Origin of the sequence: Aeromonas sp. Y293-4 (assembly GCF_027705905.1) — a bacterium.
In the GTDB taxonomy this organism is placed as follows: Bacteria; Pseudomonadota; Gammaproteobacteria; order Enterobacterales; family Aeromonadaceae; genus Aeromonas; species Aeromonas veronii.
This window is the reverse complement of the sequence record NZ_JAPDCI010000014.1, coordinates 78,891-100,696: the sequence shown is the minus strand read 5'-3', so window position 1 is coordinate 100,696 and position 21,806 is coordinate 78,891. Positions and strand designations below refer to the sequence as shown.

Below are 21,806 nucleotides of genomic sequence, written 5' to 3'. Positions count from 1 at the left end.
GCGCGGAGATCTGCGATGCGATTTACTGACATATTTATAAAACGGCCTGTGCTGGCGATCTCGCTCAGCTTCCTGATCGCCTTGCTGGGTTTTCAGGCCATCTTCAAGATGCAGGTACGGGAATACCCCGAGGTGACCAACACGGTGATCACCGTCAGCACTGGCTACTATGGCGCCAGTTCTGATCTGATCCAGGGGTTCATCACCCAGCCGCTGGAACAGGCGGTCGCGCAAGCCGACAACATCGACTTCATGACCTCCTCCAGCCAGCTGGGCAGCTCCACCATCACTGCGTACATGAAGCTCAACACCGACCCCAACGCCGCGCTGTCCGACATCCTGGCGAAGGTGAACTCGGTGCGCTCCCAGTTACCGAAAGAGGCGGAAGACCCGTCGGTCACCTCCTCCACCGGTTCAACCACGGCGGTGCTCTACCTCGGTTTTACCAGCCCGGAGCTCAACTCCAGCCAGATCACCGACTATCTGGAGCGGGTTATCAAGCCGCAGCTCTTTACCGTGGGCGGGGTCTCCAAGGTTGACCTCTACGGCGGTGTCGAGTTTGCCCTGCGGGTATGGCTGGATCCGGCCAAGATGGCGGCCTTCAACCTGACGGCCAGTGACGTGATGACGGTGCTCAACAGCAACAACTACCAGTCCGCGACAGGTCAGGCGACCGGTTACTTCACCCTGTTCAACGGCAACGCCGAGACCCAGGTCAAGGATGTCGACGAGCTGAAGCGTCTGGTTGTTGCTACCCGTGACGGCAAGGTGATCCGCCTTTCCGACATTGCCAAGGTGACCCTCGAGAAGAGCCACGACATCTATCGCGCCAGCGCCAATGGCCGCGAAGCAGTGGTCATGGCGGTCAACGCCGCGCCGACAGCCAACCCCATCAACATCGCCCACGATGTGCTGGCGTTGCTGCCGAGCCTTGAGCGCAATATGCCAAGCACCATGCGTCTCAACGTGATGTATGACTCCACCGTGGCGATCAACGAGTCCATCCACGAGGTTATCAAGACCATCCTGGAGGCAGCCGCCATCGTTCTGGTGGTCATTACCCTGTTCCTCGGTTCGTTCCGCGCTGTCATCATCCCGATCATCACCATTCCGCTCAGTCTTATCGGCGTAGTGATGATGATGGATATGTTCGGCTTCTCGATAAACCTGATGACCCTGCTGGCGATGGTGCTGGCGATCGGTCTGGTGGTGGATGACGCCATCGTGGTGCTGGAGAACGTCGACCGCCATATCAAGGAGGGGGAAGAACCGTTCCGGGCCGCCATTATCGGTACCCGCGAGATCGCGGTACCGGTTATCGCCATGACGGTTACTCTGGCGGCGGTATACGCGCCTATCGCCCTGATGGGGGGCATCACAGGCTCCCTGTTCAAGGAGTTTGCCCTGACGCTAGCCGGTGCCGTGTTCGTCTCGGGCATCATCGCCCTGACTCTGTCCCCGATGATGTGTTCCAAGATGCTCAAGGCCAACGAGCAGCCAGGCAAGTTCGAGAGCACAGTCCATCACCTGCTGGAGCGGATGACCGATCGCTACGACAGCATGCTGCACGCCGTGATGAAAAAGCGCCCCGTCATCGTGGTGTTCGCCGTCATCGTCTTCGCCAGCCTGCCGCTGCTGTTCAAGTTCATCCCGAGCGAACTGGCACCGTCAGAGGACAAGGGGGTAATGGCCGTGCTGGGTACCGCACCGTCCAACGCCAACCTGGACTACATCGAAAACACCATGGCGGATGTGAACAAGATCCTGGACGACCAGCCCGAGATCGCCTTCTCCCAGGTCTTCTCCGGGGTGTTCAATGCCAACCAGGCGTTCGGTATCGCCTCCATGGTACCCTGGAGCCAGCGTGAAGCGAGCCAGAAAGAGGTGCTGGATCGGGTCGCCAATCTGGTGAAAGACATCCCGGGTATGGCCATCACCACCTTCCAGTTCCCGGAACTGCCGGGTGCATCGAGTGGTCTGCCGATCCAGTTCGTCATCACCACCCCGAACAGCTTCGAAAGCCTGTTCCTGGTAGCCGGTGAAATTCTGGCAGCGGCGCAGAGTAACGGTCAGTTCGTCTATTCGGATCTCGATCTGAACTACGACTCCGCCACCATGAAGATCCGCATCGACAAGGACAAGGCGGGTGCCTACGGCATCACCATGCAGGATATCGGAATCACCATGGGCACCATGATGGCGGACGGTTACGTCAACCGTATCGACCTGGATGGCCGCTCCTACGAGGTGATCCCGCAGGTCGAGCGCAAGTACCGTCTCAATCCGGAGTCCATCAAGGGCTATTACGTGCGGGCCGCCGACGGCAAGTCGATCCCGCTCGGCAGCCTGATCAGCATTGAAGTGGTTGGCGAGCCCCGCGCCCTGCCCCACTTCAACCAGCTGAACTCCGCCACCATCGGCGCCGTTCCGGCTCCGGGCGTGGCCATGGGTGATGCGATCAACTGGTTCCAGACCACCGCCGACGAGAAGCTGCCGCAAGGCTACCGTTACGACTTCATGGGTGAAGCCCGTCAGTTCGTCACCGAAGGCAATGCGCTCTATGCCACCTTCGCGCTGGCACTGGCCATCATCTTCCTGGTGCTGGCAATCCAGTTCGAGTCGGTGCGTGACCCGCTGGTCATCATGGTCTCTGTACCGCTCGCCATTAGCGGGGCCTTGATTGCCCTTGCATGGGGTATGGCGACCATGAACATCTACTCCCAGGTGGGCCTCATCACCCTGGTGGGTCTGATTACCAAGCACGGTATCCTGATCTGTGAAGTAGCAAAGGAAGAGCAGCTGCTGCGCGGCATGAACCGGATGGAAGCCGTGATGCAAGCCGCCAAGGTGCGTCTGCGCCCGATCCTGATGACCACTGCCGCCATGATTGCCGGTCTGATCCCGCTGCTCTACGCCGCTGGTGCCGGTGCAGCACAGCGTTTCAGCATTGGTATCGTCATCGTGGCAGGTCTTGCCATCGGTACCCTGTTCACCCTGTTCGTGCTGCCGGTGATCTACACCTATCTGGCTTCCGAGCACAAACCCTTGCCGGTATTCGATGAAACCATTCCGCCCAAAGCAAACGGCGGACATTAATCATCAATGACATGCAAAGGCCCCGTATCGGGGCCTTTTTTATGCTTCGCAGGAAAGACGACATAAGTGCATGAAGCAGTTAAACTAAAAAACACCACATCCAGACCGCAAGGACGCCATGTCAGGACTCTTCTCCAAGACCGCCAGGGCCGTAGGCCGCAACGGACTCTCATATCGCCTGCTCTCCTACATTCTGGTCTGCAGTACCGTATTGGCGATGATCATTACGGCGCTGCAACTCGCCTGGGATTACCGCAAGGATGTCGCCGTCATCGAAGACAGCATCGGCCAGATCGAGGCTTCGTTCCTGCAACCCATCGCCGCCAGCTTGTGGAACCTAGATGAAGAGCAGGTCAAAGTGCAAATTGAAGGGATCATGAACCTGCCCAATATGCAGTTCGTGATGGTCAAGGAGATGCTCGGCAACTCCGAAGTCCCGCTGCTGACCCAGGGGGTCGAGCGGGAAAGCTATGATATCTCCCGAGAATTCAACCTCACCTATCAGGGGGAGATTGTCGGCAAGCTGTTCGTTGCCGCCTCTCTCGAGCAGATCTACCAGCGCCTCATCGAAAAATCGGTGCTGATCATGGTCAGCCAGACCATTAAGACCCTGGTGGTCTCATTTTGCATCCTGATCATCATTTACTATCTGGTGGTCAGGCACATCAACCGCATCGCCAACTACGCCCAGAAGTTCAACCTCGATCGGCTCGACATGGCGCTGGAGCTGGAAGGCCGCCCGCAGCCACGCAAGAAACCCGATGAGCTGGATACCCTGGTCTCCACCCTCAACCAGATGCGTACCCGACTGCGTGACGAGCTGGTTGCCCGCCATCAGGCGGTGGAACAGCTGCAAAAGGAGCGGGACTTCTCCGCCACCCTGATCAACTCCGCCAACATGGTCATCTGCTGCATGGAACCGGATTTGACCATCGCCAGCATCAACCCGGCAGCCATACTGCTGACTGGCTACCACCAGCAGGAGCTGTTGCAGCACAACTGGCTGGATCTCTTTGTCAGCCCGGCGCAACGGGAAGAGCTGAACGATATTCTGGCAGCGGAAGGTTCACTATCAGACAAAGAGGTCATCATGCATGACCAGCAGGCCCATGAGCTGGTACTGCAATGGACCTTCGTCCCCTTCTACGATGGCCCCAACCTCAAGTACCAGATCGGCTTCGGCTACGACATCACCCAGCTGAAAAAGGTAGAGCGGGAGATAATCCAGCTCAACGAACAGCTGGAAGGCAAGGTGGTAGAGCGCACCCGCAGCCTGAGCGAAGCCAACAACCAGCTCGGCAAGGCGTACGACGACCTGAAACAGGCCCAGCAAACCCTGGTGGAGTCGGAGAAGATGGCCTCCCTCGGCTCGCTGGTGGCCGGGGTGGCACACGAGATCAACACTCCGATCGGCATCAGCGTGACCGCCTCCTCCTACCTGCAGGAGCGGGTCGCCGACTTCAAGTCCCATATCGACTCCAAGCAGCTGTCGCGCTCCTATCTCAACGAGTTCACCGTCAACCTCGACGAATCGATGCAACTGCTGCAGAGCAACCTGCGGCGCGCCTCCGAGCTGATTGCCAGCTTCAAGCAGGTGGCTGTCGATCAGTCATCGGAAGCGCGCTACAACTTCAGTCTCGCCGACAACCTCCATCAGGTGGTGGTCTCGCTTGGCCACAAACTGAAGAAGAGCCAGTGCGAAGTGGATATCCAGTGCGATCCCAAGCTGTCGATCTTCTCCTTCCCGGGCAGTTTTACCCAGATCTACTCGAACCTGATCCTCAACTCCATCAACCACGGGTTCGACAGCTGGGACAAACCGAAGAAGATCACCATCAAGGTGGAACAGCAGGGAGAAGAGCTGTTGATCGACTACTCGGACAACGGCCGCGGCATCCCGCCCGAAATCTTGCCGCGCATCTTCGATCCCTTCGTCACCTCCAAGCGGGGTCAGGGCGGCAGCGGTCTGGGCACCCACATCATCTACAACCTGGTGGTGCAACTGCTGAAAGGCCGTATCAGCTGTGCCAGCGAACCGGGCCAGGGCGCCCAGTTCCATATTCGCCTGCCGATCCAACATAACTGAGCGCTGGCTCTTGTGAGCCAGCCGCTTTATCCCCATCATGCTGTGATTGCATTCTTAATGAGCGGAGAACCTCGCAATGGCACAGCATTTTGACTATATCGCCATCGGCGGCGGCAGCGGCGGTATTGCTTCTGCCAACCGGGCTGCCATGTACGGTAAGAAAGTTGCCCTGATTGAAGCCAAAGAGTTGGGTGGAACCTGCGTCAACGTAGGCTGCGTACCGAAGAAGGCCATGTGGTATGCCGGCCAGATCGCCGATGCCCTGAAATATGGCGCCGACTACGGCTTTGACACCACCCTCAATCACTTCAACTGGGCCAAGCTGGTCGAGTCCCGCCAGGCCTACATAGGCCGCATTCACCAGTCCTATCAGAACGTGCTGGGCAAGAACCAGATCACCGTCATCAAGGGCTTCGCCCGCTTCGTCAGCAGCAACACCATCGAGGTTAATGGCGAGCACTACACGGCCGATCATATCCTGATCGCTACCGGTGGCCGCCCGGAAATTCCGGCGATCCCGGGTGCCGAGCTGGGTATCGACTCCGACGGTTTCTTCGATCTGCAAAGCCAACCCAAGCGGGTTGCCGTGGTTGGAGCTGGCTACATCGCAGTCGAGATCGCCGGGGTGATGCAGGCGCTCGGCTCAGAGACCCATCTGGTGGTGCGCAAGCACGCGCCGCTGCGCAACTTCGACCCCATGATCCACGAGACACTGGTCGAAATCATGGCGCAGGAAGGGCCCAAGCTGCACACCCACGCCATTCCCAAAGCCGTGCTCAAGAACGCTGACAACAGCCTGACCCTGCAACTGGAAGATGGCCGCCATCTCACCGTCGACTGCCTGATCTGGGCCATCGGCCGGGTACCGGCTACCGACAACCTCAATCTGGCTGCCGCTGGCATCACGCTGGACGAGAAGGGCTTTATCCCGACCGACAAGTTCCAGAACACCGCCGTCGCCAACATCTATGCAGTGGGTGACAACACGGGTCGCATCCAGCTCACGCCGGTAGCCGTCGCGGCGGGCCGTCGCCTCTCCGAACGGCTGTTCAACAACAAGCCGAACGAGCACCTCAACTACGATCTGGTACCGACCGTGGTGTTCAGCCACCCGCCCATCGGCACCATAGGCATGACCGAACCGGAAGCCATCGCCGAATACGGCGAGGACCAGGTGAAGGTCTACCGCAGCCAGTTCACCGCCATGTACTCGGCACTGACCCAGCATCGCCAGCCCACTCGGATGAAGCTGGTCTGTGTCGGCCCGGAAGAGAAGGTGGTCGGTCTGCACGGTATCGGCTTTGCGATGGACGAGATCCTGCAAGGCTTCGGCGTCGCCATGAAGATGGGTGCCACCAAGGCGGACTTCGACAACTGCGTGGCTATCCATCCGACCAGCGCTGAAGAGTTCGTGACAATGCGATAGGTACGTTTGAAGTTGGCCTGTCACGAGCAGCCTGCTTCTACAGCCATGTAACCCCTTCCCCCAAACCCGGCTCAGGCCGGGTTTTTTGATCCCTCCTCGCTATTTCTCTCGCAAATCCGTCGTTCTTTACGCCGATTTTACGCCTGCCACATGGCGCTTTATGGCGCCTTTACGCCTGTTTTACATACCCTTTCCAGCGTCAATGACACCAACAGAGTCGATATGGTCTTACATCGGCTCTCGCAGCTAATTATCTCAATGGAGTCGATATGAATTGGCTATATCTGCTGCTCGTCCTCGCCTTGATGGCCTATCTGATGCGCGCACTCACGCGCAGTCACGAGTGAGGAACTAGAACATGTGGCAAGAAATAATCTATCCGGTGGCCTTCGTGCTGCTGGTTCTGCTGCCGGCACCGCTGCTGGGCAACTACATCTACCGGGTATTTGAAGGCAAAATCCGCTGGTTGGCACCGGTCGAGCGCGCCACACTGGCTTGCTGTGGCACCGATGGGCGGGAGCAGGACTGGAAGTCCTACGCCCTCAGCCTGCTGGCCTTCAACGGCGCCGGTTTCGGTCTGCTGTTCCTGATCCTGATGGCGCAGGGGTTGCTGCCCCTCAACCCGCAACAACTGCCGGGTCTGAGCTGGCAACTCGCCTTCAACACCGCAGTCAGCTTTATGACCAACACCAACTGGCAAGCCTATTCCGGTGAGGCCAGCCTCTCCTACTTCAGCCAGATGGTGGGCCTGACCACCCAGAACTTCGTCTCCGCAGGGACGGGCGCCGCCGTCGCCATTGCCCTGTTCCGCGGTATCGCCCGTCAGCAGACCATCAACCTTGGCAACTTCTGGCAGGATCTGGTTCGTTTCTGCCTCTATGTGCTGCTACCCATCGCGCTGATCATGGCGCTGGTGCTGGTATGGCAAGGTGTTCCGCAAAGCCTCTCCGCCTATCTGCCGTTCCACGGTGTGGAGGGTCAGGAGCAACTGCTGCCCCTCGGCCCGGCAGCCTCGCAGATCGCCATCAAGCAGCTTGGCTCCAACGGCGGCGGCTTCTTCGGCATCAACTCGGCACATCCGTTCGAGAATCCGACCGCCCTCTCCAACTGGCTGGAGATGGTCGCCCTGCTCACCATCGCCGCCGCCATGGTCTTTACTTTGGGCCGCTATGTTAAAGACATGGCCCACAGCCGCGCCATTCTCGGCGCCATGACCCTCATGCTGGTGCTGGGGCTCTTCGTCTCCCTCTCCCAGGAGCTGAAACCGGATCCCGCCCTCGCCCAGCTCACCACTGACGCCAGCAACATGGCTGGCAACTGGGAAGGCAAGGAGAGCCGCTTCGGCCCTGTGCTCTCCAGCATCTGGGAAGTGGCGACCACCGCCGCCTCCAACGGTGCCGTCAACGCTATGCACGACAGCTTTACTCCGCTCGGCGGCATGGTGGGCATGATCAACATGCTGCTGGGTGAGGTCATCTTCGGCGGGGTCGGCTCCGGTATCTACGGCATGATGCTGTTCGTACTGCTGACCGTGTTCCTGTGCGGCCTGATGGTGGGACGCACCCCGACCTATCTGGGCAAACGCCTCGGCATCACCGAAATGAAGTGGGTCGTCGCCAGCATGCTGGTCATGCCGGTGGGGGTTTTGGTGATCGGTGGTGTCACCCTGCTGATGCCGGATGCGAGCACCATCATCGGCCATGATGGCCCGCACGGTCTGTCACGCCTTATCTATGCCTACGCCTCGGCTGCCGGCAACAACGGCTCCGCCTTCGCCGGTTTTGCCGCCGGTGACAACTGGCAGTGCATCGCCATCGGTCTGGCCATGCTGCTCGGTCGCTTCGGCTACATCATTCCGGTACTGGCCATCGCCGGTCAGCTGGCCCGCGCGCCCCGTCAGGAGACGAGCGAAGGGGACTTCCCCATCAGCGGCCCGCTGTTCGTTACCCTGCTGATCATCACCGTCCTGCTGATAGGTGGCCTCTCCTTCCTGCCGGTGCTGGCACTGGGCCCGGTGGCCGAACATCTGAGCCTGATCGGAGGGGCACTCTGATGAACCTGACCCTGTCGATCACCATCCAGATGCCAATGGCCAACAATCTGATGCTGGGAGCTTTCCAATGAGCAAGTCCACTGCAATGAGCACCGACACCATGTTGGTGAAGGGCAAAAAACAGAAATCACAGATCATCCAGGCAATGGTTGAGGCCCTTTATCGCTTCAATCCCAAGGCGCTGTTTGGCAGTCCCATCCTGTTCACCCTCTGGCTGGCCGCAGTCATGGCGACCGTGGAGTCCCTGCTGGGGCAGCCTTTCTCCGGCGTCGCCCCCTCGCTTGCCTGGCAGCTGACCGCCTGGCTCTGGCTGACCCTCTGGTTTGCCAACTTCGCGGAAACCCTGGCCGAGGGGCGCGGCAAGGCCCGCGCCGATAGCCTGAAAGCGGGCATGAGCCAGCTCAAGGCCCGCCGGGTGGCTAATGCCAAAGATGGTCAGGGCGAATGGGTCCCCGCCACCAGCCTGATGAAGGGGGATCTGGTGCTGGTACGCAGCGGTGAGATGATCCCGGCCGACGGCGAAGTGATCGCCGGTATCGCCTCGGTCAACGAGGCCGCCATCACCGGCGAATCCGCCCCCGTCATCCGCGAGTCGGGCACCGACCGCAGCGGCGTGACCGGCAATACGACGGTCGTCTCCGACGAGATCTGGGTGCGCGTCAGCAACAATCCGGGCGAGAGCACGCTGGATCGAATGATTGCACTGGTGGAAGGGGCCAAGCGCCAGAAGACTCCCAACGAGATGGCGCTCGACGCCCTGCTGGTCGGGCTGACCCTCATCTTCCTGTTGGTGGTCGCGACCCTGCCCTGGTTCCTCGACTACAACGGCACCCAGGTACCGCGCCTCTACCTGATCGCCCTCTTCATCACCCTGATCCCGACCACCATCGGCGGCCTGCTCTCCGCCATCGGCATTGCCGGCATGGATCGACTGGTGAAGCTGAACGTCATCGCCAAGTCTGGCCGTGCCGTGGAAGCGGCCGGTGACGTGCGCACCTTGCTGTTGGACAAGACCGGCACCATCACCTTCGGCAACCGGATGGCCGACGAGTTGATCCCGGCACCGGGTGTCGACCCCGCCCTGCTGGCACAAGCCGCCATGCTGGCCTCGCTGGGTGACAATACCCCGGAGGGTAAATCCATCCTGACTCTGGCCAGCAAGAGCATGGCCAAGCCGAGCCAGCTGGAGAGCGACAAGGTGATCCCCTTCAGCGCCGAGACCCGGCTGAGCGGGCTGGATCGCAACGGTCATCAATATCGCAAGGGTGCGGTGGATGCCGTGTTGAACTACCTCAGCCTCGACCGCAAGGCGGTGCCTGAGCTGGTGCTCAAGTCAGTCGACAGCATCGCCCGTCAGGGTGGGACTCCGCTGCTGGTCTGCACTCAGGAGAAACTGTTGGGGGTGGTCTACCTCAAGGACATCATCAAGCCCGGTATCAAGGCTCGCTTCCAGATCCTGCGCCACATGGGGATCCGCACCGTGATGATCACCGGTGACAACCCGAAAACAGCCGCCGCCATCGCCGCCGAAGCCGGGGTGGATGACTTCATCGCCGAAGCGACGCCGGAGAAGAAGCTCGCCTATATCCGGCAGGAGCAGGCCGATGGCCGTCTGGTCGCCATGTGCGGTGATGGCGCCAACGATGCGCCCGCACTGGCGCAGGCTGACGTGGGGCTGGCCATGAACGAGGGTACCCAGGCCGCCAAGGAGGCGGGCAATCTGGTGGATCTCGACTCCAACCCCACCAAGCTGCTGGATGTGGTGCTGGTCGGCAAACAGCTGCTGGTGACCCGTGGCGCCCTGACCACCTTCTCCATCGCCAACGACGTGGCCAAGTACTTTGCCATCCTGCCAGCCCTGTTCATCGCTGCCTACCCGCAACTGGGGGCACTGAACCTGATGCAGCTGGGCAGCCCGCAGAGCGCCATCCTGTCGGCCATCATCTTCAACGCCCTGATCATTGTGGCGCTGGTGCCACTGGCTCTGCGCGGTGTCGACCTGAAAGGCTCGGCCGCCAGCCTGCTGCGCCGCAACCTGCTGATCTACGGTGTCGGCGGCCTGCTGGTGCCGTTTATCGGCATCAAGCTGATTGACCTGGTCATTACCGGCCTGGGTCTGGTGTAACGACGTAACCGGGATGCGGGTCAGACCCGCATCCCCAGCCATCCTTTTGGAGCAAGCGAATCATGATAGCAATCAGAACCCTGTTGACCCTCACCCTGCTGCTGGGAGTGGGTTATCCGCTGGCGGTCACCGGGCTGGCCCAACTGCTGTTCCCCTGGCAGGCCAACGGCAGCCAGCTGACCGACAGCAAGCAGCAACTGATCGGTAGCGCCCTGCTGGGGCAGAAATTCGAGCGGGCTGACTACTTCCATCCCCGCCCCTCCGCCAGCGACTTCAACACCATTGGCGGCAGCGCCAGCAATCTGGGGATGAGTTCACCACTGCGGGCAGAGTTTGCCGAACAGGCAGCCAAGGCACAGCCTGAAACCAGCTCCCCCGCCATGCTGACCCGCTCCGCCTCCGGCCTCGATCCCCACTTGCCGCTGGATGCGGTGCTGGCTCAGGTCGACCGCGTCGCCAAAGAACGTGGACTGGATCCCGCCCAACTGACGGAGCAGGTCAAGTCGGCCACACAAGCTGGTATCCTTGGCCCGCAGGTGGTCAACATTCTCCAGCTGAATCTGCAACTGGATCATCAAAAGGGCGCCTGATGGCGCCCATTCCGGTTTGGTGATGACCTCGATTTTCGATACGGGCGGTTGGCTCGATAGGGATAACAATGGCTGATGTAGCAAGCGCTGACGCCCTGCTGGCGAGTCTGATGCAGGAGCATGGGGATGCGTGATGAGGTAAGGGCCGACGCCCTGCTGGCGAGCCTGGAACAGGAGCACAAGGGCAAGCTGAAGGTGTTTCTCGGCGCCGCTCCCGGCGTCGGCAAGACCTACGCCATGCTGCAGGCGGTGCGGGAGCAGGCCAAAGAGGGGGTCGACATCCTGATCGGCGTGGTGGAGACCCACGGCCGGCAGGAGACCCTGGCTCTGCTCGACAAGCTCGCCATCATGCCGCGCAAGATCCACATGCACCGCCAGCAGCGACTGGAGGAGATGGATCTCGACGGCCTGCTCGCCCGCAAACCGGCCATCGCCGTGGTGGACGAGCTGGCACACAGCAACGCCCCCGGCAGCCGCCACGAGAAGCGCTGGCAGGATGTGGAGGAGCTGCTCAACGCCGGGATCGACGTCTACACCACCCTCAACGTGCAGCATCTGGAGAGCCTCAACGATCTGGTGTGGCAGCTGACCGGGGTCAGGGTGAAAGAGACTCTGCCCGATCAGGTGCTGCTGGAAGCCGACAGTCTGGTGCTGATCGACCTGCCCCCCAAGGAGCTGCTTGGCCGACTCAAGGAGGGCAAGGTCTATGTGCCCCATCAGGCCAAGGCGGCGCTGCAATCCTTCTTCTCCCTCAACAACCTCACCGCATTGCGGGAGCTGGCGATGCAGACCGCCGCCAGCCATGTGGAGGGCGATCTGCAACTGCAGTGGCAGGCAGCAGGCAAGAGCACCTTGCCGCTGCGGGGCAAGCTGATGGTTTGCCTCGGTGACCTGCACGGCTCGGCGCTGGTGCGCTACGGCCACCGCTTTGCCCAGCGCCGTCAGCTCCCGTGGCTGGTGGTGCATGTCGACAGCAATGGCCGCCGCTCGGCCGATGTGGAGCAGGCGCTGGCGCTCGCCTCCCACCTCGGTGCCAAGGTGCTGACGCTATCCAGCCCGGCGGTCGCCAACACCCTGCTGGAGACCGCCGAACAGCAGCAGGTCTCCCAGCTGCTGCTCGGCAAACCCCACAAGGCGCCGTGGCGTCGCTCGCTGGTGCAACACCTGCTCAAGCAGGCTCAGGGGCTCGAAATCACGCTGGTCGATACCGAGAAGCAGAAGCCCGAAGTGGGGATGCGCGTCCCGACCCCGAAGGATATTCACCACAGCCTGCTGGCGGTGACCATCATGGGGATCACCTCGGCCGCCGCCTGGGGGCTCTCCTACTGGCTGCCGCCCGCGGCGTTGCCGCTCATCTTTGTACTGGGGGTGCTGGCGACTGCCCTCACCACCAGTCTGGTACCCGCCACGCTGGCGGCGGTACTGGGCTTTATCGCCCACAATCTGCTGTTCACCGCCCCCTACTTCTCCCTGAGCGTCGCCAACCACAGCGATCTGCTCACCCTGTTTGTGCTGCTTATCGTCGGCATGACCGCGGGGCGGCTCGCCTCCCGCCAGCGGCAACAGCTGATCGGTCTGCGCGAGACCCAGCAGTTGGGCAATGCTCTGCTCTCCCTCAGTCAGGGGCTGGCCACCGCCAGCAGCCCGGAGGAGGTTTTGAGACAAGGAGCCCAGGCCATTTCACTGGCGCTAGGCCAGCCAACCGTGGTGATCGACAAGGAGTTCAACGACAGGCTCGGCAACGAGAAGCACAGGCCCGGGCAGACCGACAAGGCGGCCATCGACTGGTGTCTGGCCCAGAAGCAGAGCGCCGGAGCCCACACCGCCACCCTCAATGCTGCCGAGGCCCAGTATCACCATCTCAGCGACGATCTGGTGATCGGCATAACGCTGGCCAATCCGCTCTCCTCCTCTGCCGAACATCAGCTGCAGGCGCTGCTCACCGACATTCGCGCCGCACTGGCGCGGATCGACCTCAACGAGCGGCTGGCCGACAGCCAGTTGCAGGCGGAGACCGACCGGATGCGCGCGGCCCTGCTCTCCTCGGTCTCCCACGATTTGAAAACGCCGCTGGCGACCATCATGGGCGCCGGCAGCACCCTGCTGGAATATGGTGACCGGATCCCCGCCGAAGACCGCGACGAACTGCTCCACTCGGTGCAGGAGGAGGCTCGCCGCCTGCACAGCTATGTACAGAATCTGCTGGATATGACCCGCATCGGCTCCCCCGACTTCCAGCTGAAACGGGACTGGGTCGATCTGGCTGATCTGGTGGAGAGCGCCCGCAAGCGGCTCGACTCCTCCTGGCGCCAGCACAAGCTGCTGGTCCATTTCGATCAGCATGTGCCCCAACTCTATGTCCATGGCGCCCTGATCGAGCAGGTGCTGGTCAATATCCTCGACAACGCCTCCCGCTACTCACCAGCTGGCACCCCTATCGAGTTCAAGGTGATGGTGGCCGAACCCGACCTCATCATCGACATCATCGATATCGGGGTCGGTATCGCCGAGTCGGATCGGGAGAAGATCTTCAACCTCTTCTACACCCAGCCGGTTGGCGATTGCGGTAGCCGTGGCACCGGGCTTGGCCTCGCCATTTCCCGCGCTATGATAGAGGCCCACGGCGGCAAGATTTGGGCCTTCTCCGGCCCCAATGGCAACGGCACCTGCATGCGCATCTCCCTGCCGCTCGCACTCAATTCACCGGAGGTCTGATGGTTGACCGCCAGATCGGGTCACTCAGCCCCTCCCACCATTCGCCTCTGGAGGTTCGATGGCGCACATTCTGGTCATAGATGATGAAGCGGCGATCCGTCGCTTTCTGCGGATCAGCCTGATTGCCGAGGGCCATCAGGTGAGTGAGGCGGTGGGGGTCAATGAAGGGCTGGAGCAATACCGCCACCTCAACCCCGATCTGGTGATCCTCGATCTCGGCCTGCCTGACGGCGATGGCATTCAGGTGTTGCAGGCCATTCGCGAACACCACCCCAATCCTGTGCTGGTGCTGTCGGCCCGTGATTCGGAGCAAGAGAAGGTGCGGCTGCTGGATACCGGGGCCAACGACTACATGAGCAAGCCGTTCGGCATTGGCGAGATGATGGCTCGCATTCGCGTGCTGTTGCGCCAACGGGCGGGCGTCAGCAGCGGCGAGCGGCGCCACTTCCCCCAATGCGGCCTGACGCTTGATGTCAGCAGCCACAAGGTGACCATGAAAGACGAGGAGATCCCCCTCTCCCGCAAGGAGTTTGCCCTGCTGCAGGCGCTGGTGTGCCACCCCGGCAAGCTGGTGATGCAGACCCAGCTGCTCAACGACATCTGGGGGCCGAGCCACAAGGAGGACACCCACTACCTGCGCATCGTCATCGCCAGTCTGCGCAAAAAGCTGGGGGATAACCCCCAGCAACCGACGCTTATCGAGACCGAATCCGGTATCGGCTACCGCTTTATCGGCAACTGACGTTTCACGTGGAACGACGCCCACTGCAAATCAGCGCCAGCAGACCGCAGCCACTCAGCAACAGGCCGAGATCCTGCAATCCGGCCGCCACCGCCAACCCCAGACTGAGCAGCAGGTAGTAGCCAAGCCCGAACAGGGCGCCAGCGCTGCCCGCTACTTCGCGATAGGCCAGCAGCGCCTGACTCAGCACATTGGGGATAGCCAGCCCGAAGGCCACCACCACACCCATCATGAGCAACAGGAACCAGAGGCTGGACTGACTCGCCCAGACCAGCAGCCCGGCGACCAGCGCCAGAGCGCAAGCCAGTCTGACCAGAGAGGACGGCAGCCACCCCCTCCCCAGCAGATGCTTGTTGAGCAGGCTGCCGAGCAGAGTCGCCAGCGCCAGCAAGATCCCCGAATAGCCAAACTCGCCGGTGCTCAATCCCAATCCGGCAAACAGGAATGGGGCCAGACTGTAGTAGCCAAACAGCATGGTGTTGAACAGGGCGACCAGCATGGCACTGCGCCAGAGCCCGCCATCCTTCATCATCCGGCACGCCAGCGGCCAGAGTGCGACTTTCCGGGTGGTGGCCGGGCGGGTTTCCGGCAGCTGCCAGCAGGCAACCAGCAGCAAGCCTACCGCCAGGACCAGCAGACCGCTGAACACCCCGAGATAGCCGAACCAGCTCGCCAGCTGGCCGCCACTGAGCAACCCCAGCACCGGACTGAGTGAGAGCGCAATGCCCATCACCGAGAAGACCCGCGCCAGATCGCTGCCCTGATAGCTATCGCGCAGCATGGTCTGGGTCACCACGGATCCCACCGCGGCGCCAAAGGCCGAGATGACCCGGGCCAGCAGCAGGGTTTCAAACTGGTTGGCCAACAGCGCCAGCAAGGTGCCGACGCCATAGGTGAGCAGACCCGCCAGCATGGCGGGGCGCCGCCCGATCAGATCACAGAGCCGTCCCCAGCAGACCACGCCCACCGCAAACGCCAGAAAATAGACCGACAGGGTTTGGGATGCCTGCCCCTCGCTCACCTGAAACTGGGTGGCGATGTGGGTCAGCACCGGGCTGTAGATGGTCTCCACGATCTGGGGAAACATCATCAATCCCACCACCAGCCAGAGCGGTGGCAACTTGTTGTTCATGACAAACCTCCTTCATAAGAGGTCGCCATTCTAGAGAGATACCGATTGTCCGATTACAATAAGCAGGACTATAAACATCAAAAATCGGACATATGGCCTTTATTCTTCCCGATCACCCTTTTGACCCCGACCAGCTGACGGGCAGCGTGATCGGCATTGCTTCCGCCCTCGGCTGGCACGACTCGGGTCTGCATCAGCATCAGCGCCATCAGCTGCTGTTCGCCCAATCCGGCTGCATGACCATGGAGCTGGAAGGCCGAGTCTGCCTGCTGCCGCCCACCCGCGCCGCCTGGCTGCCAGCGGGCACCGCCCATCGGGTACTGATGCGCGGTGTCGTCGCCTACCGATCCCTCTACTTCCAGCCGCACCCCGAGTTGCCCAGCACGGTGGAGGTGCTGGCGGTCAATCCGCTGCTGCACGAACTGATCGAGCGGATGGCGCTCTGGCCATGGGATAAACCGCAAGAGCAGCAGCAACGGACGGTAGCACTGTTTATGGAGGAGTTGGGGCTGGCACCGCGGGAGTCGTGGCAGTTGCCGCTGCCGACCGATCCCAGACTGGGCGGCTGGCTACAGCAGTTAAAACGGGGAGATGCCCTGCCCGATCGGCTCAACCGGCTGGCCGAACGGGTAGGTGCCAGTGACAAGACCATTGGCCGCATCTTTATGCGGGAGACCGGCATGAGCTACCAGGCGTGGCGTCAGCAGTGGCGGCTGTTGCGCGCCATGGAGCTGCTGGCAGAAAGCGAGCCCATCAGCCGGATTGCCGCTGCGCTGGAGTTCTCCAGCGACAGCGCCTTTATCAGCTTCTTCAAACAACATACGGGGCAGACTCCCCTGCGCTATCTCAGCTCTCGGGGTGAGTCGCCACTGCCTGACTCGCCTCCACCACCAGGGTATCCAGCGCCAGCGGCTTGAGGTTGTGGAGCGCATCCTGCACCACGGCATGGGATGCCTGCTGCAACTCGCTCTGCACATCCCGCTCCAGCTGAGCACTCTCCAGCTCGGGCCGCGGGTTCTCGTTGGCCATCACGTTCAAGCTCATGGCACTCACAATCAGGGTGGCGATCAGGCTTTTCATCTGGTTTGCTCCGGTATGGTTGAGATGACCAGATAGCTATTCCAATTGTTGTGCCAATCCTCACACAATACATAACATGATGATTTTGTTTAAATTCACCCTCTTGCAATACCAAATTGAGTCGCAAAATGCATTCCGCTCGGTCATTTTTAAACCAACAGTTGGTGCTTTTAACCACGCTTGATTTTTGCACCATGTTCCACGTGGAACGTCCCATCTTTTTGATCGACACCCACTTTTAAACTGAGCTATGGTGCTACATCCCCGTAACTCAAATCTGGATCTGTCACTGAATGGAATTTTCCTTGTTCGGCGAGAAGTTCACTCGCCACGCCGGCATTACCCAACTCATGGATGACCTCAATCAGGGGCTGACCAATCCGGACGCCATCATGCTGGGTGGCGGCAATCCGGCCCCCATCCCCGCCATGCTGGAACGCTTTCAGGCCGAGGCCAAGAGCCTGCTCGACAACGGCGAGCTGGTCAAAGCGATGGCCAACTACGATGGCCCCCAGGGCAAAGACAGGTTCACCAAGGCGCTGGCCGCCCTGCTCAGCAAGGAGCTGGGATGGGATATCTCGGCTCGCAATATCGCCCTGACCAACGGCAGCCAGAATGCCTTCTTCTACCTGTTTAACCTGCTGGCCGGTGAATTTGCCGATGGCCGCAAGAAGAAGGTGCTGTTCCCGCTCGCCCCCGAATACATCGGCTATGCCGACTCGGCGCTGGCCGACGACTACTTCGTGGCCTACAAGCCCACCATCGAGAAGCTGCCCGATGGCCAGTTCAAATACCACGTGGATTTCGAGAGCCTGCAGGTGGGCGACGATATCGGGGTGATCTGCGTCTCCCGCCCGACCAATCCCACCGGCAACGTGCTGACCGACGAAGAGATCGAACATCTCGATCAGATCGCCCACGACAAGGGAATCCCATTGCTGATCGACAACGCCTACGGAGTTCCCTTCCCGGGCATCATCTTCAGCGAAGCCAAGCCGTTCTGGAACGCCAACACCATCCTCTGCATGAGCCTCTCCAAGCTGGGTTTGCCGGGCACCCGTTGCGGCATCGTCATTGCCGACGAGAAGATCATCCAGGCCATCACCAACCTCAGCGGCATCATCAATCTGGCACCGGGCAGTCTGGGGCCTGCCATCACCATCCCGATGATCGAGAGCGGCGATATCATTGCCCTCAGCGAACAGGTGGTGAAGCCCTTCTATCAGCAGAAGGCGGAGCTGGCGGTGCAGCTGCTGCGCGAAGCGATCCCCGACCCGCGCTTCCATATCCACAAGCCGGAAGGCGCCCTCTTCCTATGGCTCTGGTTTGAAGGCTTGCCGCTCCACTGTCAGGAGCTCTATGAGCGACTGAAGGCGAAAAACCTGCTGATCGTACCGGGTCACTACTTCTTCCCCGGTATCGATGACCCCGAGTGGCGCCACAGCCAGGAGTGCATCCGCCTCAACTACTCCCAGAGCGAGGAGCAGGTGCGTCGCGGCATCGCCATTCTGGCCGATGAAATCAACGCCCTCTACGCTGGTTAATCCAATCCAGCGATACAAAAACAGAAAGGCCTGCAGATGCAGGCCTTTGTTGTTTATCGCGATCCGGTTTGCTTAGCCGGGCAGCGCCAGCTGCTCGGGTTTGCCGATCCGGATGGCGCGGGGCTTGAGCGCCTCCGGCAGTTCGCGTGCCAGATCGATGGTCAGCAGACCATGCTCCAGCTTGGCGCCCTGCACTTCCACGTGCTGGCTCAGCTTGAAGGCGAGCTCGAAGTCACGCTCGGCAATCCCCTGATGGAGGAACTGACGCTCACCGGCCGCAGCCCCTTTGCGCCCCTTCACCTTGAGGGTGCCGTTTTCGGTCTCCAGCTCCAGCTCTTCGCGCTCGAAGCCAGCCACGGCGACCGTGATGCGATAGCCATCCTGATCGCGCTTCTCAATGTTGTACGGGGGGTAAGCGGCGGTCTTCTGCTCAAACAGACCTTCCAGCTCACGGGCCATCCGCTCGAAGCCGACGGCGTTGGAATAGAGATGAGAAAAATCGAGGTTACGCATAATCCTATCCTTCTAATAAGCAACAGGTTCAACTCTCCACAGGCCCGTCATCGGCACCCGGGAAATTTTAAAATTTCAGTGAATTCAGGCTATCAGCCGTTGATCTCGATCTTGCGCGGCTTCATCGCCTCAGGCACTTCACGTACCAGCTCGATGTGCAGCAAGCCGTTTTTCAGGTCGGCCCCTTTCACCCGCACATAGTCGGCCAGCTGGAAGCGGCGCTCGAAACCACGTTCGGCAATCCCCTGATAGAGATAGTTGCGCCCGGTGTCGGCCTGCTTGTTGCCCTTCACCGTCAGCAGATTTTCCTGGAAGCTCAGCTCCAGCTCTTCCTGGGTAAAGCCCGCCACCGCCATGCTGATGCGGTAGTCGTTGTCACCCAACTGCTCGATGTTGTAGGGGGGATAACCGGCATTGCCATTGCTGGCCGCAGATTCGATGAGATTGGCCAGACGATCGAAACCGATGGCAGAACGATAGAGCGGAGAAAAGTCGATAGAACGCATAGTATTACCCTCTTGTGAGCGATAACGGATTTTTTGCCCTCCTTATGGACGGGCGCCTGGTCGAAACCTCTGTCGAGCGTTCCGGCCTTGTTACCTATATAGGGGCTCACTTTTTCCTTTCAAGGGGATTTTTTCAAATTTTTTAAATGGCCGCACCGACCTGTAGAACATCAACCTGTTGGCCCGATAGTGATGATAATCGACCCGTGGGCCACTGATGGCAATGCGCTCCGTCTCCCATAATTGGTTGCATATCCACCAGCCAACATGGAGCCATCTCATGAAGATTACCCAGGTTCGTAACGCCACCTTGCTGCTCGACTATGCCGGCACCCGCTTTCTGATCGACCCCATGCTCTCGGCCAAGGGAGCCTTCCCCGGCTTTGAGGGCACCGCCAACAGCCAGCTGCGCAATCCGCTGGTCGAGCTGCCGCTACCGATCGATGAGCTGGTCGATGTGGACGCCGTGATCGTCACTCACGATCACCCTGACCACTGGGATGACGCCGCCAGAGCCCTGATCCCCAAACATCTGCCGCTCTTGGTACAACATAAAAAAGATGCCGATGCCATTCGTGCCAGTGGCTTTGAGGATGTGCGGCTGCTGAGCGACCAGCCCGAGTTTGCCGGCATTCGCCTGCAGCAGACCGGTGGCCAGCACGGCAGCGACCCGTTGATGGCGGTACTGGGCGAGCGCATGGGAGAGGTATGCGGCGTGGTTTTCTCCCACCCCGATGAACAGTGCCTCTATCTGGCCGGTGACACCATCTGGCATCCCCGGGTCGAGCAAGCCCTGCAACAGCATCAACCCGAGGTCATCATCCTCAACTGTGGCGATGCACAGGTGCCCGGGCTCGGTTCCATCATCATGGGCAAGGAGGATGTCGCCGCCGTTTATCAGGCCGCACCGCAAGCCACGCTGATCGCCAGCCATATGGAGGCGGTCAACCACGCCGTGCTGTCACGCCTAGAGCTGCGCGACTATCTGGCGGTACGGGGCATGATGGATCGGGTACGGGTGCCAGAAGATGGCGAGGCGATATCGCTGTGACCCGCAGGAGGGCCATGCCAGACATGGCCCTTCGGCTTTCACTACCGAACGCTTATGATGAGTGGTCTGAGCGCAGAGAGGAGCCTACACCATGACCACCCCGATCGTTGCCGTGGTGACCTTCGATCACTTCAGCCCTTTTCACTGCGCCGTCCCCTGCCTCATCTTCGGCGACATCCTGCCGGGCCAGCCGCTGTTCGAGCTCAAGATCTGCTGCGGCGATGGCAACCCTCATTCACACTCGGCGCAAGGCTTCACCATTCAGGCTCCCCATGGGCTGGAGGTGCTGGCCGAGGCGGAGATCATCGTCATCCCCTTCTGGCACGACCCGGCAGCACGGCCACCTGCAGCGCTGCTCGATGCCCTGATTGCCGCCAAAGCCAGAGGTGCCCGACTGGTCGGGCTCTGTCTCGGCACCTATGTGCTCGCCTACGCCGGGCTGCTCAATGGTCGCAAGGCATCGACCCACTGGGAGTACGAGCAGGATTTTTGCCGCCGCTTTCCCTGCGTGCAGCTCGATACCAACGCCCTCTATGTGGATGACGATGGGCTGGTCACCTCGGCAGGCACTGCCGCCGGGCTGGACTGCAGCCTCTATCTGGTGCGCCAGTACCACGGCTCAGCCATCGCCAACAAGGTGGCGCGGCGGCTGGTGATCCCGCCCCACCGGGAAGGGGGTCAGGCCCAGTTTATCGAGCAGCCGGTGCCCGCCTCCACCCGCGATGTCAGGATGAACCAGTTGCTCGATCACCTGCGTGCCCATCTGGCCGAACCCCACACCCTGAATTCTCTGGCGGCCCACACCCTGATGAGCCGCCGCACCTTTACCCGCCGTTTTCATCAGGCTACCGGCCTCTCGGTGGGTGAATGGCTGCTGGCGGAGCGGCTCAGGCGCAGTCAGGAGCTGCTGGAGGTAAGCGGCCATTCCATCGATCGCATTGCCGAGCTGGTTGGCTTCAAGAGTGCCACCTCCCTGCGCAATCACTTTCGAGCCCGCTTTGCCATCTCCCCCAGCGAGTGGCGACGATCTTTTCGTGGCTAAAACCTCTGATACCAAAGCACGATGTTTCACGTGGAACGTGCCACCTACTCCGCCCAAAAACAAAAAGCCGCTCACAGGGAGCGGCTATTTTTATATCGAGCTGAC

Annotated in this window: 16 protein-coding genes; 12 read left to right on the top strand and 4 right to left on the bottom strand. The window is 60.7% G+C overall.

Features of this window, described 5'->3' with window-relative positions; translation table 11 throughout:
- Nucleotides 1-15 precede the first annotated feature (15 nt).
- The 8 genes from OKC31_RS15730 to OKC31_RS15695 all read left to right on the top strand — a co-directional run bounded on the left by OKC31_RS15730 (nt 16) and on the right by OKC31_RS15695 (nt 14,833).
- The gene (locus OKC31_RS15730) at nt 16-3,096 is read left to right on the top strand and encodes a multidrug efflux RND transporter permease subunit (RefSeq protein ID WP_005355755.1); all 3,081 of its coding nucleotides are present in this window, start codon (nt 16-18) and stop codon (nt 3,094-3,096) included.
- 118 nt (nt 3,097-3,214) lie between these two features.
- Entirely contained in the window at nt 3,215-5,182 is a 1,968-nt protein-coding gene (locus tag OKC31_RS15725) for an ATP-binding protein (RefSeq protein ID WP_247823699.1), read from the top strand.
- A 76-nt stretch (nt 5,183-5,258) separates the two neighbouring features.
- Entirely contained in the window at nt 5,259-6,608 is a 1,350-nt protein-coding gene (gene gorA, locus OKC31_RS15720) for a glutathione-disulfide reductase (protein WP_100652171.1), read from the top strand.
- Between the two features lie 358 nt (nt 6,609-6,966).
- A complete protein-coding gene (kdpA, locus tag OKC31_RS15715; protein ID WP_247823700.1) occupies nt 6,967-8,661 on the top strand; it encodes a potassium-transporting ATPase subunit KdpA in 1,695 nt (564 codons plus the stop codon).
- Nucleotides 8,662-8,728: 67 nt separating this feature from the next.
- Nucleotides 8,729-10,786: a potassium-transporting ATPase subunit KdpB gene (gene kdpB / locus OKC31_RS15710; RefSeq protein WP_005355771.1), complete on the top strand. Its 2,058-nt coding sequence runs from the start codon at nt 8,729-8,731 to the stop codon at nt 10,784-10,786.
- A 62-nt stretch (nt 10,787-10,848) separates the two neighbouring features.
- Entirely contained in the window at nt 10,849-11,376 is a 528-nt protein-coding gene (locus OKC31_RS15705) for a potassium-transporting ATPase subunit C (RefSeq protein WP_247823701.1), read from the top strand.
- A gap of 126 nt (nt 11,377-11,502) precedes the next feature.
- Nucleotides 11,503-14,091, top strand: a complete 2,589-nt coding sequence (locus OKC31_RS15700; RefSeq protein WP_005355773.1) for a sensor histidine kinase — start codon at nt 11,503-11,505, stop codon at nt 14,089-14,091.
- 58 nt (nt 14,092-14,149) lie between these two features.
- Nucleotides 14,150-14,833, top strand: a complete 684-nt coding sequence (locus tag OKC31_RS15695; RefSeq protein ID WP_270657154.1) for a response regulator — start codon at nt 14,150-14,152, stop codon at nt 14,831-14,833.
- A gap of 4 nt (nt 14,834-14,837) precedes the next feature.
- Here the strand turns inward: OKC31_RS15695 and OKC31_RS15690 are convergent, their stop codons facing one another.
- Nucleotides 14,838-15,965 (bottom strand): multidrug effflux MFS transporter, encoded by a 1,128-nt coding sequence (locus OKC31_RS15690; RefSeq protein WP_247823702.1) that lies wholly within the window; start codon nt 15,963-15,965, stop codon nt 14,838-14,840.
- A 92-nt stretch (nt 15,966-16,057) separates the two neighbouring features.
- Between OKC31_RS15690 and OKC31_RS15685 the strand changes: the two genes are divergently transcribed.
- A complete protein-coding gene (locus tag OKC31_RS15685) occupies nt 16,058-16,882 on the top strand; it encodes an AraC family transcriptional regulator (protein ID WP_123174070.1) in 825 nt (274 codons plus the stop codon).
- Here the strand turns inward: OKC31_RS15685 and OKC31_RS15680 are convergent.
- Nucleotides 16,812-17,045: a hypothetical protein gene (locus OKC31_RS15680; protein WP_123174071.1), complete on the bottom strand. Its 234-nt coding sequence runs from the start codon at nt 17,043-17,045 to the stop codon at nt 16,812-16,814. The genes OKC31_RS15685 and OKC31_RS15680 overlap by 71 nt on opposite strands.
- Nucleotides 17,046-17,338: 293 nt before the next feature.
- Between OKC31_RS15680 and OKC31_RS15675 the strand changes: the two genes are divergently transcribed.
- On the top strand, nt 17,339-18,589 hold the full coding sequence (locus OKC31_RS15675; RefSeq protein WP_123174072.1) for a valine--pyruvate transaminase: 1,251 nt from the start codon (nt 17,339-17,341) through the stop codon (nt 18,587-18,589).
- A 72-nt stretch (nt 18,590-18,661) separates the two neighbouring features.
- Here OKC31_RS15675 and OKC31_RS15670 read toward each other — a convergent pair whose 3' ends face one another.
- Nucleotides 18,662-19,102, bottom strand: coding sequence for an Hsp20 family protein (locus tag OKC31_RS15670; protein WP_123174073.1), 441 nt, complete (start codon nt 19,100-19,102; stop codon nt 18,662-18,664).
- A gap of 92 nt (nt 19,103-19,194) precedes the next feature.
- Nucleotides 19,195-19,608: an Hsp20 family protein gene (locus tag OKC31_RS15665; RefSeq protein WP_005339298.1), complete on the bottom strand. Its 414-nt coding sequence runs from the start codon at nt 19,606-19,608 to the stop codon at nt 19,195-19,197.
- A gap of 280 nt (nt 19,609-19,888) precedes the next feature.
- Between OKC31_RS15665 and OKC31_RS15660 the strand changes: the two genes are divergently transcribed.
- The gene (locus OKC31_RS15660) at nt 19,889-20,659 is read left to right on the top strand and encodes an MBL fold metallo-hydrolase (RefSeq protein ID WP_247823703.1); all 771 of its coding nucleotides are present in this window, start codon (nt 19,889-19,891) and stop codon (nt 20,657-20,659) included.
- Between the two features lie 91 nt (nt 20,660-20,750).
- Nucleotides 20,751-21,701 carry a helix-turn-helix domain-containing protein gene (locus OKC31_RS15655; protein ID WP_247823704.1) on the top strand — a complete coding sequence of 317 codons (951 nt, stop codon included), beginning with the start codon at nt 20,751-20,753 and terminating at the stop codon, nt 21,699-21,701.
- Nucleotides 21,702-21,806: the final 105 nt, after the last annotated feature.

Excerpts from the sequence above, each read along its gene's own strand:
- OKC31_RS15655 (WP_247823704.1), top strand. The coding sequence starts at position 20,751 with ATGACCACCCCGATCGTTGCCGTGGTGACCTTCGATCACTTCAGCCCT.
- OKC31_RS15660 (WP_247823703.1), top strand. The coding sequence starts at position 19,889 with ATGAAGATTACCCAGGTTCGTAACGCCACCTTGCTGCTCGACTATGCC.
- OKC31_RS15725 (WP_247823699.1), top strand. The coding sequence starts at position 3,215 with ATGTCAGGACTCTTCTCCAAGACCGCCAGGGCCGTAGGCCGCAACGGA.
- OKC31_RS15670 (WP_123174073.1), bottom strand. The coding sequence starts at position 19,102 with ATGCGTAACCTCGATTTTTCTCATCTCTATTCCAACGCCGTCGGCTTC.
- OKC31_RS15695 (WP_270657154.1), top strand. The coding sequence starts at position 14,150 with ATGGCGCACATTCTGGTCATAGATGATGAAGCGGCGATCCGTCGCTTT.
- gorA (WP_100652171.1), top strand. The coding sequence starts at position 5,259 with ATGGCACAGCATTTTGACTATATCGCCATCGGCGGCGGCAGCGGCGGT.
- OKC31_RS15665 (WP_005339298.1), bottom strand. The coding sequence starts at position 19,608 with ATGCGTTCTATCGACTTTTCTCCGCTCTATCGTTCTGCCATCGGTTTC.
- kdpB (WP_005355771.1), top strand. The coding sequence starts at position 8,729 with ATGAGCAAGTCCACTGCAATGAGCACCGACACCATGTTGGTGAAGGGC.
- OKC31_RS15730 (WP_005355755.1), top strand. The coding sequence starts at position 16 with ATGCGATTTACTGACATATTTATAAAACGGCCTGTGCTGGCGATCTCG.
- OKC31_RS15675 (WP_123174072.1), top strand. The coding sequence starts at position 17,339 with ATGGAATTTTCCTTGTTCGGCGAGAAGTTCACTCGCCACGCCGGCATT.
- OKC31_RS15700 (WP_005355773.1), top strand. The coding sequence starts at position 11,503 with ATGCGTGATGAGGTAAGGGCCGACGCCCTGCTGGCGAGCCTGGAACAG.
- OKC31_RS15680 (WP_123174071.1), bottom strand. The coding sequence starts at position 17,045 with ATGAAAAGCCTGATCGCCACCCTGATTGTGAGTGCCATGAGCTTGAAC.
- OKC31_RS15690 (WP_247823702.1), bottom strand. The coding sequence starts at position 15,965 with ATGAACAACAAGTTGCCACCGCTCTGGCTGGTGGTGGGATTGATGATG.
- kdpA (WP_247823700.1), top strand. The coding sequence starts at position 6,967 with ATGTGGCAAGAAATAATCTATCCGGTGGCCTTCGTGCTGCTGGTTCTG.
- OKC31_RS15685 (WP_123174070.1), top strand. The coding sequence starts at position 16,058 with ATGGCCTTTATTCTTCCCGATCACCCTTTTGACCCCGACCAGCTGACG.
- OKC31_RS15705 (WP_247823701.1), top strand. The coding sequence starts at position 10,849 with ATGATAGCAATCAGAACCCTGTTGACCCTCACCCTGCTGCTGGGAGTG.